Origin of the sequence: Mycolicibacterium gadium, assembly GCF_010728925.1 — a bacterium.
In the GTDB taxonomy this organism is placed as follows: Bacteria; Actinomycetota; Actinomycetes; order Mycobacteriales; family Mycobacteriaceae; genus Mycobacterium; species Mycobacterium gadium.
Genome location: NZ_AP022608.1, coordinates 2,367,049 through 2,379,636, shown reverse-complemented (window position 1 = coordinate 2,379,636; position 12,588 = coordinate 2,367,049). Strand labels below are relative to the sequence as shown.

At 65.3% G+C, this 12,588-nt stretch carries 15 protein-coding genes; 1 reads left to right on the top strand and 14 read right to left on the bottom strand.

Annotation, left to right across the window (positions count from 1 at the left end; translation table 11 throughout):
- Positions 1-3: 3 nt before the first annotated feature.
- The 14 genes from nuoK to G6N36_RS11770 all read right to left on the bottom strand — a co-directional run bounded on the left by nuoK (position 4) and on the right by G6N36_RS11770 (position 11,854).
- Complete coding sequence (gene nuoK / locus G6N36_RS11835) at positions 4-303, bottom strand: NADH-quinone oxidoreductase subunit NuoK (RefSeq protein WP_163686679.1); 300 nt, start codon at positions 301-303, stop codon at positions 4-6.
- Positions 300-1,064, bottom strand: a complete 765-nt coding sequence (locus G6N36_RS11830) for an NADH-quinone oxidoreductase subunit J (RefSeq protein ID WP_179964765.1) — start codon at positions 1,062-1,064, stop codon at positions 300-302. Before G6N36_RS11830 ends, nuoK begins: the two co-directional genes overlap by 4 nt.
- Complete coding sequence (gene nuoI, locus G6N36_RS11825) at positions 1,061-1,585, bottom strand: NADH-quinone oxidoreductase subunit NuoI (protein WP_083128481.1); 525 nt, start codon at positions 1,583-1,585, stop codon at positions 1,061-1,063. Before nuoI ends, G6N36_RS11830 begins: the two co-directional genes overlap by 4 nt.
- Positions 1,578-2,816, bottom strand: a complete 1,239-nt coding sequence (gene nuoH / locus G6N36_RS11820; protein ID WP_163686678.1) for an NADH-quinone oxidoreductase subunit NuoH — start codon at positions 2,814-2,816, stop codon at positions 1,578-1,580. The genes nuoI and nuoH overlap by 8 nt, the downstream gene beginning before the upstream one ends.
- Entirely contained in the window at positions 2,813-5,200 is a 2,388-nt protein-coding gene (locus G6N36_RS11815; RefSeq protein ID WP_163686677.1) for an NADH-quinone oxidoreductase subunit G, read from the bottom strand. Before G6N36_RS11815 ends, nuoH begins: the two co-directional genes overlap by 4 nt.
- Positions 5,201-6,517 (bottom strand): NADH-quinone oxidoreductase subunit NuoF, encoded by a 1,317-nt coding sequence (gene nuoF, locus G6N36_RS11810; protein ID WP_163686676.1) that lies wholly within the window; start codon positions 6,515-6,517, stop codon positions 5,201-5,203.
- Positions 6,514-7,383, bottom strand: a complete 870-nt coding sequence (nuoE, locus tag G6N36_RS11805) for an NADH-quinone oxidoreductase subunit NuoE (protein WP_163686675.1) — start codon at positions 7,381-7,383, stop codon at positions 6,514-6,516. The genes nuoF and nuoE overlap by 4 nt, the downstream gene beginning before the upstream one ends.
- On the bottom strand, positions 7,380-8,711 hold the full coding sequence (nuoD, locus tag G6N36_RS11800; RefSeq protein ID WP_163686674.1) for an NADH dehydrogenase (quinone) subunit D: 1,332 nt from the start codon (positions 8,709-8,711) through the stop codon (positions 7,380-7,382). The genes nuoE and nuoD overlap by 4 nt, the downstream gene beginning before the upstream one ends.
- Positions 8,711-9,418 carry an NADH-quinone oxidoreductase subunit C gene (locus G6N36_RS11795; RefSeq protein ID WP_264001040.1) on the bottom strand — a complete coding sequence of 236 codons (708 nt, stop codon included), beginning with the start codon at positions 9,416-9,418 and terminating at the stop codon, positions 8,711-8,713. Before G6N36_RS11795 ends, nuoD begins: the two co-directional genes overlap by 1 nt.
- Positions 9,415-9,969 (bottom strand): NuoB/complex I 20 kDa subunit family protein, encoded by a 555-nt coding sequence (locus G6N36_RS11790; protein WP_014208709.1) that lies wholly within the window; start codon positions 9,967-9,969, stop codon positions 9,415-9,417. Before G6N36_RS11790 ends, G6N36_RS11795 begins: the two co-directional genes overlap by 4 nt.
- The gene (locus G6N36_RS11785; RefSeq protein WP_163686673.1) at positions 9,960-10,331 is read right to left on the bottom strand and encodes an NADH-quinone oxidoreductase subunit A; all 372 of its coding nucleotides are present in this window, start codon (positions 10,329-10,331) and stop codon (positions 9,960-9,962) included. The genes G6N36_RS11790 and G6N36_RS11785 overlap by 10 nt, the downstream gene beginning before the upstream one ends.
- A gap of 164 nt (positions 10,332-10,495) precedes the next feature.
- Positions 10,496-10,894, bottom strand: a complete 399-nt coding sequence (locus G6N36_RS11780) for an Rv3143 family two-component system response regulator (protein ID WP_083128525.1) — start codon at positions 10,892-10,894, stop codon at positions 10,496-10,498.
- A 16-nt stretch (positions 10,895-10,910) separates the two neighbouring features.
- Positions 10,911-11,444 carry a YceI family protein gene (locus tag G6N36_RS11775; RefSeq protein WP_163686672.1) on the bottom strand — a complete coding sequence of 178 codons (534 nt, stop codon included), beginning with the start codon at positions 11,442-11,444 and terminating at the stop codon, positions 10,911-10,913.
- A gap of 11 nt (positions 11,445-11,455) precedes the next feature.
- Complete coding sequence (locus tag G6N36_RS11770; RefSeq protein WP_163686671.1) at positions 11,456-11,854, bottom strand: nuclear transport factor 2 family protein; 399 nt, start codon at positions 11,852-11,854, stop codon at positions 11,456-11,458.
- 52 nt (positions 11,855-11,906) lie between these two features.
- Between G6N36_RS11770 and G6N36_RS11765 the strand changes: the two genes are divergently transcribed.
- On the top strand, positions 11,907-12,536 hold the full coding sequence (locus tag G6N36_RS11765) for a class I SAM-dependent methyltransferase (RefSeq protein ID WP_163686670.1): 630 nt from the start codon (positions 11,907-11,909) through the stop codon (positions 12,534-12,536).
- The last annotated feature ends 52 nt before the right edge of the window (positions 12,537-12,588 follow it).

The window sequence follows — 12,588 nt, the reverse complement described above, 5'->3', positions numbered from 1 at the left end:
GCCTTAGTGTTTCAGCAGACTGGCGTCGTCGACCGAGGCCGAACGGCGGGTGCGGAAGATTGTCATGATGATGGCCAACCCGATCACCACCTCACAGGCGGCGACCACCATGGTGAAGAAGGCGACCATTTGGCCGTCGAGATGCCCGTGCATGCGTGAGAACGTCACGAAGGCCAGGTTGCAGGCGTTGAGCATCAGCTCGACGCACATGAACATGACGATGGCGTTGCGGCGCAACAGCACTCCAGCTGCGCCGATCGTGAACAACAGCGCCGAAAGGTATAGGTAGTTGTCGGGGTTCACTTGTCGTCACCCCCGTCGCTGGTCACCGTTCGCCTCTGCAGGAGCGCGCTGACCGACAGCTCCGACGCCGAACCGTCGGGAAGACGGGCGGCCATGTCGACGGCGTTGTTGCGTGCGTACACACCGGGGTTCGGCAGTGTCGTCGGGTGTCCGCCCGGCTGGAGACGCTCCTGCGCCAGCTCGCGCTGGGTCCTGCGTCGTTCGAAGCGTTCGCGGTGGGCCAGCACCATCGCGCCAAGGGCGGCGGTGATCAGCAGTGCGCCGGTCAACTCGAACGCCCACAGGTACTCGGTGAAGATGAGGACGGCCAGGCCCTGGACGTTGCCGCCGGCGTTGGCCTGCGTCAGACCGACGAAGCCGCCCACCGAGACGCTGCCGATGCCCGCGATGAGCAGAATGCCGAAGCCCAGACCGACGACGATCGCCGCAATGCGTTGTCCCCGAATCGTTTCGACCAGCGACTCCGACGTGTCGACGCCGATGAGCATGAGCACGAACAGGAACAGCATCATCACCGCGCCGGTGTAGACGACCACTTGCACGACGCCGAGGAACAGCGCGTCCTGCGCGATGTAGAAGACCGCGAGCACGATCATCGTGGTGGCGAGGAACATGGCCGAGTACACCGCTTTGGGGGCGGCGACCACGCCGATCGCTCCGGCGACCGCAACGGTACCCAGTACCCAGAACAGCACCGCTTCGGTGGTGGAAGTGTGACCGGCGACGTCGGCGGTCGCTGACGCGAGGAACTCCAGTGTCACGTCACATCCTCGGCGACGGGCTTGATGTTGCCGCGGTAATAGTCCTCGTCGGTGCTACCCGGCGCCATCGGATGTGGCGGCGGAAGCATGCCGGACTTGAGCGGGGCGAGGAGTTTGTCCTTGCCCCAGATCAAGTCGGCGCGGTTGTCGTCGGCCATCTCGTACTCGTTGGTCATGGTCAGTGCCCGGGTCGGGCACGCCTCGATGCACAGCCCGCAGCCGATGCAGCGCAGATAGTTGATCTGGTACACGCGCCCGTAACGCTCACCGGGGGAGAACCGTTCATCCTCTTTGTTGTCCGCGCCCTCGACGAAGATCGCGTCGGCCGGACAGGCCCACGCGCACAACTCACAGCCGATGCATTTCTCCAGTCCGTCGGCGTAGCGGTTGAGTTGGTGCCGCCCGTGGTAGCGCTTGGCGACCGGACCCGGCTTCTCCGGGTACTCCTCGGTGATCCGCTTCTTGAACATCGTGGAAAACGTGACCCCGAAACCCGCGATCGCGTCGAGGAACTTAGGCATGCGTCTTCTCCTTTGAAGCCATCTCCTTGGTGGGCAGCGGTGGTACCGGGAACGTGCCCGGCTCCATCGTCGGCTCAGGGATCTTCCGAATGTTTCTGGCGCGCACTGTTCTCCACAACGCAAACAGCACCAGCAGTCCGACCACCACGGCGACAGTGATCAGATAGGTGGTCAGTTGATCGACGCCCTGGTTGCGCAAGGTGCGGACGGACGACACGATCACGATCCATGCCAGCGAGACCGGAATCAGGACCTTCCAGCCCAGCGCCATGAACTGGTCGTAGCGCATGCGGGGCAGCGTTCCTCGCAGCCAGAAGAAGATGAACATGAAGCCCCACACCTTCGCCACGAACCACAGCAGCGGCCACCAGCCGGTGTTGGCGCCGTCCCACATGTTGATCGGCCATGGGGCATGCCATCCGCCAAAGAACAGCGTGGTTGCCAGCGCCGACACCGTGAACATGTTGACGTATTCGGCGAGCATGAACATCGCGAACTTGATGGACGAGTACTCGGTGTGGAATCCGCCGACGAGCTCCCCCTCCGCTTCGGGCAGATCGAAAGGAGCACGGTTGGTTTCGCCGACCATCGAGACGAGATAGATGATGAACGACGGCAGCAGCGGAAAGATGAACCAGAGGCCCACCTGCGCGGCGACGATGCCTGATGTCGACATCGTTCCCGCGTAGATGAAGACCGCCGCGAAGGACAGGGCCATCGCGATTTCATAGGAGATCACCTGAGCGCTGGAGCGCAGCCCACCCAACAGCGGGTAGGTGGAGCCGGAGGCCCAGCCCGCCAACACGATTCCGTAAACCCCGATCGACGTGGCGGCCAGGACGAAGAGCACCGCGACGGGCATATCGGTCAGTTGAAGCGCGGTCCGATGGCCGAAGATCGACACCTCACCGCCCATTGGAATCACGGAGAATGCGATGAACGCGGGGACCACCGAGATGACAGGCGCCGCCAGATAGATGAACTTGTCGACGCCTGCGGGAATGAGCCCCTCCTTGAGGGCCAGCTTGACGCCGTCGACCAGCGATTGCAGCAAGCCCCACGGACCGACACGGTTGGGGCCGGGCCGCATCTGCATATAGCCGAGGATCTTGCGTTCCATCAGGATCGCCACCAGCAAGGACAGCATCAGGAACGCGAAGATCGCGACGGCCTTGATGACGATCAGCCACCACGGGTCGTGCCCGAAGAGCGTGGGGTCGGGGTAGGTCATATCGAAGCCCGTTCGATCGAGACGACGGTGCCCGTGGTCACGCCGAGCTGTCGGTAGACCGCCGACTGGGGTGAGTTCATCGGCAGCCACACGGTGCTGTCGGGCATTTCGGTGATGACCAGTGGCAGCGTGACTTCGCCGCGTTCGGTGCGCACGGTCACCAGATCGTCGTCCCCAGCACCGATTGAGGCCGCGGTGGCCGCCGACATGCGAGTGACAGGTTGGCGGGCGGTGCCTGCGAGATGCAGTTCACCGTCCTGCAGGCGTCCGTCGTCGAGCAGCATGCGCCAACCGGCGAGCACGGCCTTGCCTTCGCCGGGCTTTTCGGGCTGCGACGACGCCACCGTCGGTGCGCCCGCCCGCTCACCCGCCCACAGTCCGAGCTGCGCCAACTCCTCACCAGCGGCCAGCGCCGTCGGCATGTTGAGGTCGACGCCCAGCTCGTCGGCGAGAAACTGCAGGACCCGTCGGTCGGGCGTGGCGTTCGTCTGCAGCGCTGGTTCGAACGGGCGAATCCGGCCCTCCCAGTTGATGAACGCTCCACCCTTCTCGACGACGGGCGCGATCGGGAAGACCACGTCGGCGCGTTCGGTGACGTCACTCTCGCGCAGCTCCAGGCTCACCACGAACGGCGCTGTGTCGATCGCTGCCAGGGCGGCGTCCGGGTCGGGTAGGTCGGCAAGCTCGACGCCGCCGACCAGCAGGGCGCCCAGCTCGCCCTTGCGGGCGGCGTCCAGAATGCCCGCGGTGTCGCGGCCGGGGGTGGTCGGTAGCTCACCGACATGCCAACCGGCGGCGGTTTGCTCGCGGGCCGCGGTATCGCTGACCGGTCGGCCACCGGGCAACAGGCTGGGCAGCGCACCCGCCTCCAGTGCGCCGCGCTCACCGGCTCGTCGCGGTACCCACGCCAGCCGAGCACCGGTCGCGGCGGCCAATTTGCCTGCCGCGGAGAGCGCTCCGGGCGAGGTGGCGAGCCGCTCACCGACCACGATGACGGCACCGGGCAGCTTCAGCTGAGCGTCATCGCCAAGCGCGTCGAGTGCGACGCCTTCACCGCCGGGCACCGTGGCGATCAGTTCGCCGCGCAGCTTGCCCAGCGACCGGGTGGCGAACGGCGCGATCGACTTGACCTGCAAGCCGTGCTTGCGGACGGCCTTACGCAGGCGCAGGAACACGATCGGTGATTCTTCTTCAGGCTCCAACCCGGCCAGCAGCACCGCGGGTGCGTTCTCCAGGTCGGCGTAGGTCACAGTCATCGGCCGGCCTGCGATGTGCGCGGCGAGGAACTCCTCCTCTTCCACGCTGTGCGCGCGGGCCCGGAAGTCGATGTCGTTGGTGTCAAGCACCATTCGGGCGAACTTCGAGTACGCGTAGGCGTCCTCGACGGTCAGTCGCCCGCCGACCAGCACGCCGGCGTTGCCGCGTGCCGCGGCCAGCCCCGCGCATGCCACGCTGATGGCCTCCGACCACGACGCCGGTCGAAGCTCACCGTCCTCGCGAACCAGGGGCGTGGTGATGCGATCGCCCAGGGTCGCGTAGGTGAACGCCCACCGTCCCTTGTCGCAGTTCCATTCCTCGTTCACTTCCGGGTCGTCACCGGCCAACCGGCGCATGACCTTTCCGCGACGGTGATCGGTTCGTTCGGCACACCCGTCTGCGCAGTGTTCACACACGCTGGGGCTGGACACCAGGTCGAACGGCCGCGCGCGGAAGCGGTAGGCCGCGCTGGTGAGGGCGCCGACCGGGCAGATCTGCACGGTGTTTCCGGAGTAGTACGACTGGAACGGCTCGCCGGGGGCGATGCCGACCTGTTGCAGCGCACCGCGTTCGAGCAGATCGATGAACGGGTCGCCGGCGATCTGTTCGGAGAATCGGGTGCAGCGCGCGCAAAGCACGCAGCGTTCCCGGTCGAGCAACACTTCCGACGAGATGTTGATCGGCTTCGGGAAGGTGCGTTTGACGTCCTCGAAGCGGGTTTCGGGCCGGCCGTTGGACATCGCCTGGTTTTGGAGCGGGCACTCGCCGCCTTTGTCGCACACCGGGCAGTCGAGTGGGTGGTTGATCAGCAGGAGTTCCATGACGCCTTGCTGCGCCTTGTCCGCGGACTCCGATGTCAGCTGGGTCTTCACCACCATGTCGGGTGTGCACGTGATGGTGCACGAGGCCATGGGCTTGCGCTGGCCTTCGACCTCGACCAGACACTGCCTGCACGCGCCGACGGGGTCGAGCAGCGGGTGGTCGCAGAACCGTGGAATCTGGATGCCGATCAGCTCGGCGGCGCGAATCACCAAGGTGCCCTTGGGGACACTGACCTCCACACCGTCGATGGTGAGGTTCACCATTTCGACGGGCGGGGCGTCGTTGGCCGGTTCGGTCACGGTCATCTAGACCCCCACCCCTTCCGTTGCCATCAGAGCCGAGGCGTGCGGATCGAACGGGCAGCCGCCGGACAGATGCTGGTAGTACTCGTCGCGGAAGAACTTGATCGACGACAGGATGGGCGCTGCCGCGCCGTCACCCAGCGCGCAGAACGACTTCCCATTGATGTTGTCGGCGATGTCCAACAGCTTCTCGATGTCGGCTTCGGTGCCCGTGCCGGTCTCGAGTCGTGCATAGATCTGCGCCAGCCAGTAGGTGCCCTCCCGGCACGGTGTGCACTTGCCGCACGATTCGTGTGCGTAGAACTGGGTCCATCGGCGCACCGCGCGGACGACGCAGGTCGTTTCGTCGAACACTTGCAGCGCCTTGGTGCCCAGCATCGTTCCGACCCCGGCCATGCCTTCGTAATCCAGTGGCACGTCGAGGTGTTCGTCGGTCAGCAGCGGTGTGGACGAACCGCCGGGCGTCCAGAACTTGAGACTGTGGCCGGTCCGGACACCGCCTGCGTAGTCGAGCAGTTCGCGCATCGTGATGCCCAGCGGTGCCTCGTACTGGCCGGGTGTGGTGACGTGACCGGACAGCGAATACAGCGTGAAGCCTGGGGATTTCTCGCTTCCCATCGACCGGAACCAGTCCACTCCGTTGAGCAGCACGGGCGGCACGCTGGCGATGGATTCGACATTGTTGACCACCGTCGGTGAGGCGTACAGACCGGCGACGGCGGGGAACGGCGGGCGCAGGCGCGGCTGACCGCGACGCCCCTCCAGGGAGTCCAGCAGCGCTGTCTCCTCACCGCAGATGTATGCGCCCGCCCCGGCGTGCACAATCAATTCCAGATCGAAGCCAGAGTCGAGGATGTTCGTTCCCAGATAGCCGGCCTCGTACGCCTCGGCCACCGCGGCCTGCAGTCGCCGAAGTACCGGTACCACCTCGCCGCGGACGTAGATGAACGCGTGATGCGCGCGGATCGCGTACGACGCAATGATGACGCCCTCCACCAGGAAGTGCGGGGTGGTCAGCATCAGCGGAATGTCTTTGCACGTACCGGGTTCGGACTCGTCCGCGTTGACGACGAGGTAGTGCGGCTTGGCACCGGCGCCGGTGTCGTCCTGCGGGATGAACGACCATTTGGTGCCCGTCGGGAACCCTGCGCCGCCGCGCCCCCGCAGGCCCGAATCCTTCACGGTGGCGATGAGGTCGTCGGGGTCCATCTTGAGCGCTTTGTCGAGTGCCCGGTAGCCGTCATGCCGGCGGTAGGTCTCCATCGACCAGGGTTCCGGCTCGTCCCAGAACCGGCTCAAAACAGGAGTCAGTGGTGTCATGTCTTCGATTCCGTTGCGTCCGGGTCGGTTTCGGGCTCGTTCGGCTGGGCCGGCACATCGGCGGACGGTGCGGGCGCCGCTTGATTCTTCGTCGCCTCGGTCGCGACCTTCTCGTCGTCGGGCCCGCTGTGGGAGTCCGTCGCCGCGTCGGCCGCGGGCGCCTCCATGCCACGTTCCTTGGCGATCCGCAGCCCGGCCAGCGTGGCGTCCCCGGTCGGGGTCTGCGCGGCGGCTGCCTGCGGATCGGGCAGGCCTGCAAGGACTCTCGCAGTCTCTTTGAACTTGCACAGCGGCGCGCCGCGCGTCGGCATGGGCGGTTTGCCGTCGCGTAAGCCGTCGACGAGGTCGCGGGCCGATGACGGCGTTTGGTTGTCGAAGAACTCCCAGTTGACCATCACGACCGGTGCGTAGTCGCATGCGGCGTTGCACTCGACGTGCTCGAGGGTGACCTTGCCGTCTTCGGTGGTCTGGCCGGCGTGCACGCCCAGGTGGTCTTCGAGCGACTCGAGAATCGCGTCGCCGCCCATGATGGCGCACAGCGTGTTGGTGCACACGCCCACGAGGTATTCACCGGTCGGCGTGCGGCGGTACATGGAGTAGAAGGTGGCCACCGCGGTGACTTCGGCGTCCGTCAGCCCCAACTGCTTGGCGCAGAACGCGATACCCGCCGGTGTCAAACATCCGTCTTCTGACTGGACGAGGTGCAGCAGCGGCAACAACGCCGAACGGCTCTGCGGATAGCGGGCGATGACCGTCTCGGCGTCTGCCGCCAGGCGCGCGGCCACCTCGGCCGGATATGTCTTGGCGCCGTGAATCGGCGGGCCCGGCTCATCGGGGCGCTGACCGAGCTCGAGGAACACCGTCATCTGTCCACGCCTCCCATCACCGGGTCGATGGATGCCACCGCGGTGATGGCGTCGGCGACCATGCCGCCTTCGCACATCGCTGCCACGGCCTGCAGGTTGTTGAAGGAGGGGTCGCGGTAGTGCACGCGGTAGGGCCGGGTGCCGCCGTCGGAGACCATGTGGACACCCAGTTCGCCGCGCGGGGATTCGACCGCGACGTAGACCTGTCCGGCGGGGACGCGGATGCCTTCGGTGACGAGCTTGAAGTGGTGGATCAGCCCCTCCATCGAGTGGCCCATGATCTTGGCGATGTGTTCTTCGGAGTTGCCCAGCCCGTCGGGGCCGAGTTTGAGGTCGGCGGGCCAGGCCAGCTTCTTGTCCTGGATCATCACCGGCCCGGGGTTGGGCACGTCGAGTCGGTCGACGCATTGGGTGATGATTTTGAGCGACTCGTGCATCTCTTTGACCCTGATCAGATAGCGGCCGTAAGAGTCGCAGGCGTCGTCGGTGATGACGTCGAAGTCGTAGGTCTCATACCCGCAGTAGGGCTGCGATTTGCGGAGGTCGTGGGGCAGACCGGTGGAGCGCAGGCAGGGGCCGGTGATCCCCAGCGCCATGCACCCTTCCAGACCGAGATAGCCGATGCCCTGGGTGCGCGCTTTCCAGATGTAGTTCTCCGAGAGCAGGTCCTCGAGATCTTTGAGCCTGGTGGGCATCAACGTGAGCATGTCGCGCAGCTCGCCGATGGCCTCCTCGGGCAGATCCATGGCCACGCCGCCGGGGCGGATGTAGGCGTTGTTCATCCGCAGGCCGGTGATGGTCTCGAACAGCTTCAGGATCTGCTCACGCTCGCGGAATCCGTAGAACATCGCGCCCATGGATCCCAGCTCCATGCCGCCGGTGGCCAGGGCGACCAGGTGGCTGGAGATCCTGTTGAGTTCCATCATCATCACGCGGATGACGCTGGCGCGTTCGGGGATGTCGTCGGTGACGCCGAGGAGCTTCTCCACACCTAGGCAGTACACCGTTTCGTTGAAAAGCGGTGACAGGTAATCCATTCGGGTGACGAAGGTGACACCTTGGGTCCAGGTGCGGAACTCGAGGTTCTTCTCGATGCCGGTGTGCAGATAGCCGATACCGCAACGGATCTCGACGATCGTCTCGCCCTCGATCTCCAGGATCAGGCGCAGCACCCCGTGGGTGGAGGGATGCTGTGGTCCCATGTTGACCACGATGCGTTCCCCGGCGTGCGACGCCGCGCTCTGCTTTGCCGCCTCCACGACCTGGTCCCAGTCCTGGCCGCCGACGACGACGACGGTTTCGCCGCCGCCTGATTCGGATGTGCTCATCAGTTGTAGGACCTCCGCTGATCGGGCGGCGGAATTTCAGCGCCGTGGTACTCGACGGGAATACCGCCGAGCGGGTAGTCCTTGCGCTGCGGATGCCCTACCCAGTCGTCGGGCATTTCGATGCGCGTCAGCGCGGGATGGCCGTCGAAGATGATGCCGAAGAAGTCGTAGGTTTCGCGTTCGTGCCAGTCGACGGTCGGATACACCTCGTACAGCGAGGGGATGTGGGGGTCGGCGTCGGCAGTGGCGACTTCCACGCGGATGCGACGGTTGTGCGTGATCGACAGCAGCGGATACACCGCATGCAGCTCGCGTCCTTCGTCGTCGGGGTAGTGCACGCCGCTGACGCCCAGACACAGTTCGAACCGCAGGGCCGGATCGTCGCGCAGCGCCTGGGCCACCGCCGGCAGCTGCTCGCGCCGGACCTCCAGCGTCAGCTCGTCGCGATAAACCACCACCCGCTCGATCGACTCCGCGTAACCGTCCTCGCCCAGTGCCGCGGCCAGTGTGTCGACCACCTCGTCGAAAAACCCGCCGTAGGGGCGTGGCGAACTGCCAGGCAGCGCGACGGAGCGGACGAGACGGCCATACCCGGACGTGTCACCGGAGCCCTGGGCGCCGAACATGCCACGGCGCACCCCGATGACCTCGGGCGGATCGATGTCGGCCTGTGGGCCGGGACCGGTGCCATTGCTGTGTTCTGTCACCTCAGCAAACCCTTGAGCTCGATGGTCGGCGTGACCGACAGGGCTGCCTTCTCGGCTTCGCGAATCGCCTCCTCGCGGTGAACACCTAGTGGCATCTCCTGAATCTTGTCGTGCAGCTTGAGGATTGCGTGCAGCAGCATCTCCGGGCGCGGCGGGCAGCCCGGTAGATAGATGTCGACGGGTACGACGTGGTCCACACCCTGCACAATCGCGTAGTTATTGAACATCCCGCCCGAGGAGGCACACACGCCCATCGCCAGCACCCACTTGGGCTCGGCCATCTGGTCGTAGATCTGACGCAGCACCGGCGCCATCTTCTGGCTCACCCGACCTGCGACGATCATCAGATCGGCCTGCCGCGGCGTCGCCGAGAACCGCTCCATGCCGAAACGCGAGATGTCGAACCGCGGACCCGCGGTCGCCATCATCTCGATCGCACAGCAGGCCAGCCCGAAGGTCGCCGGCCACAGCGAGCCCTTCCGGATGTAGCCGGCGACCTTCTCGACCGTCGACAGCATGATTCCGCCGGGCAGTTTCTCTTCTAGTCCCATGACAGGCCACCTCTCCGCCAGACGTACGCGTAGGCGACGAACACCACCACCATGAAGAGAAGCATCTCTACCAGCGCGAACAGTCCGAGATTGTCGAAAGCGACGGCCCAGGGATAGAGGAAGACGATCTCGATGTCGAAGATGATGAACAACATCGCGGTCAGGTAGTACTTGATCGGGAATCGCTGGCCCGCCGAGTGGGCACTGGCCAGTTCTGGGACCGGTTCTATGCCGCACTCGTAGGCCTCGAGTTTGGAGTGGTTGTAGCGCCTCGGGCCGACCAGCAGAGCAATGCCGACCGAGCCGACCGCGAACACCGCCGCGACGGCTCCGAGCACCAGTATCGGGGTGTACAAATCCATGCCGAGCAAACGCTCCCTCGTGGGCTGTCGATGTGAGCTTACCCACACCCTAGCGGGCTGGACGATGAGCGCCACACCTTGGGGTTAGTATGGCTAAGATCACACTTCGGCTATGCCGTCATGCCGCGAATGGGCAAGTGCAACAGCGAGTTTGGCGTCTCGGGTTACTGCACGGGCGTGCGCAGCAGTGAGACCACCGCGTCGCCGAGTCGGATCGGGTCGATCGGGTGGGGGACAGCAGCCTCGGCGCGCGACCAATTGGCCAGCCAAGCGTCGTCGGGGCGTCCGGTGAGGACGAGGACGGGCGGGCAGTCGGCGATCTCGTCCTTGAGCTGCTTGGCAATTCCCATGCCGCCGGTCGGAGTGGCCTCTCCGTCGAGGATCACCAGATCGAAACCGCCCTCGTCCATCTGTCGGATGACCATCGGACCGGTGGCGATCTCGACGTATGTCAGCTCCGGCAGGTCCGGGTGCACGCGCTTTCCGAGCGCGAGCTGCACCTGCTCTCGGGTTCTGGGATTGTCGCTGTAGACAAGGACCCGAAGTGGTGATTGCTCGACCATGCGCCCGATCGTACGGCTAGGTTGCGCGTCGGAACACGAGGTCGCCGGAGATCGTCACGTTGTCGGTGATCATGCCCATCATGTTGCCGTCGACTCCGAAGTCCTGGCGGTTGATGGTCGCCTTCGTCGTCAGCCGCATTGCGCCGTCGCCGACGGGCGTCACCTTCGCCGTCAACTCGACCGGCTTCGTCGTGCCCTTGACGGTGAGCTGCGCACGCAGTCCGACGGTGTCGGCGGTCACCGAATCCGCCGAGCTGACGACCACGCTGATGTCTGGAAACTTGTCGGCTTCAAAGAAGTCGGCGGAGCGCAGATGCTCGTCGCGTTTGCCGATGCCGCTGCGTAGCGATGCCGCCTTGATATCGACGCGCCCGGAAACCGTTTGTGGGGCAGTGACTTGGCCCTCGGCGTCGAACTCGGTGAACCGTACCTTCACCGGCATCACACCCCACAGTGACTTGCTCGTCACCGCGACGGTCGATTGGTCTGCGACGGCGGTCCAGGTTCCGGCCGACGCTGGGTCGCTGAAAAATTCGCTGAGGCTTGCCATGTCGTCTCCTGTCAGTTGGATGTATCGAGCAGTGGGGCCATCTCCGCCGGATCGAAGTACTCGTCGATGCGGGTGATCAACCCGGCGGTACCCACTTTGATGACGATGCAGACACGCATATGGATCGATGTCCCGTTGCGGCCGTCGGCATGCAGGATGTGCTGCTGCACGAAACCGCCGTCGAAGAATTGGCGCTCGATTACTTCGTAGCGGCGCGAGGTCGTCGCGTTGATGAACCAGTCGATGATCCGCGCCGCCCGCTCTTTCGCGCTGTCTCGGCTGTCGCCCGAGTGCCAGACCAGCACCTCCTCGCTGAGCAGCTCTTTCACCGTGACGATGTCGCTGTTGGCGATCGCCTCGAAGAGCCGATCGGCGACGTCGACCAGCACGCCCGATTGCGTAACGGACATTTACCTGACCTCTCTTGACCTAAAGCAAGGTTGAGGTAGAACCCTGGACTTCATGGATTCCACCCCAACCTTCTCCCGATTCGACGATGCCTACAAGACCCGAACCGCGCCGTGGGTGATCGGCGAACCGCAGCCCGCGATCGTCGGCGTCGAACGGGCCCGTCTCATCCGAGGTGCCGTACTCGACGCCGGCTGCGGGACAGGTGAGCACACGATCCTGCTCACCCGCCTCGGTTACGACGTGCTCGGCGTCGACGCCGCCCCGACGGCAATCGAGCAGGCCCGCGAGAACGCGGCGGCCAAAGGCGTCGACGCGCACTTCGAGGTCGCCGACGCGATGAACCTCGGCGACGAGCCGCGCTACGACACCATCGTCGACAGCGCGTTGTTCCACATATTCGACGACACGGACCGCGCCCGATACGTCGCCGGCCTGCACGCCGTGTGCAGGCCGGGAGCGGTCGTGCATGTGCTGGCGCTGTCCGACAAGGGCCGCGGATTCGGCCCCGAGGTCAGTGAGGCGGTGGTTCGCGAGGCGTTCCGAGACGGCTGGACGCTGGAGGCGCTGGACGAGACCACCTATCGCGGCGTCGTCCAGGAACCGCATGTCGAGGCGATCGGCCGGCCGGTCGGGACCGTGGTCGACGAACCGGCTTGGCTGGCCCGTATCCGCCGCCTCTAGCTCGCCCCTCCGCCGCCGAATCTGTTGCGTTTGTTGCCGCGTATCGCGAGAT

Coding starts and splice junctions, on each gene's coding strand:
- nuoI (WP_083128481.1), bottom strand. CDS start 1,585: ATGCCTAAGTTCCTCGACGCGATCGCGGGTTTCGGGGTCACGTTTTCC.
- nuoH (WP_163686678.1), bottom strand. CDS start 2,816: ATGACCTACCCCGACCCCACGCTCTTCGGGCACGACCCGTGGTGGCTG.
- G6N36_RS11815 (WP_163686677.1), bottom strand. CDS start 5,200: ATGACCGTGACCGAACCGGCCAACGACGCCCCGCCCGTCGAAATGGTG.
- nuoF (WP_163686676.1), bottom strand. CDS start 6,517: ATGACACCACTGACTCCTGTTTTGAGCCGGTTCTGGGACGAGCCGGAA.
- nuoE (WP_163686675.1), bottom strand. CDS start 7,383: ATGACGGTGTTCCTCGAGCTCGGTCAGCGCCCCGATGAGCCGGGCCCG.
- nuoD (WP_163686674.1), bottom strand. CDS start 8,711: ATGAGCACATCCGAATCAGGCGGCGGCGAAACCGTCGTCGTCGTCGGC.
- G6N36_RS11790 (WP_014208709.1), bottom strand. CDS start 9,969: ATGGGACTAGAAGAGAAACTGCCCGGCGGAATCATGCTGTCGACGGTC.
- G6N36_RS11785 (WP_163686673.1), bottom strand. CDS start 10,331: ATGGATTTGTACACCCCGATACTGGTGCTCGGAGCCGTCGCGGCGGTG.
- G6N36_RS11780 (WP_083128525.1), bottom strand. CDS start 10,894: ATGGTCGAGCAATCACCACTTCGGGTCCTTGTCTACAGCGACAATCCC.
- G6N36_RS11775 (WP_163686672.1), bottom strand. CDS start 11,444: ATGGCAAGCCTCAGCGAATTTTTCAGCGACCCAGCGTCGGCCGGAACC.
- G6N36_RS11770 (WP_163686671.1), bottom strand. CDS start 11,854: ATGTCCGTTACGCAATCGGGCGTGCTGGTCGACGTCGCCGATCGGCTC.
- G6N36_RS11765 (WP_163686670.1), top strand. CDS start 11,907: ATGGATTCCACCCCAACCTTCTCCCGATTCGACGATGCCTACAAGACC.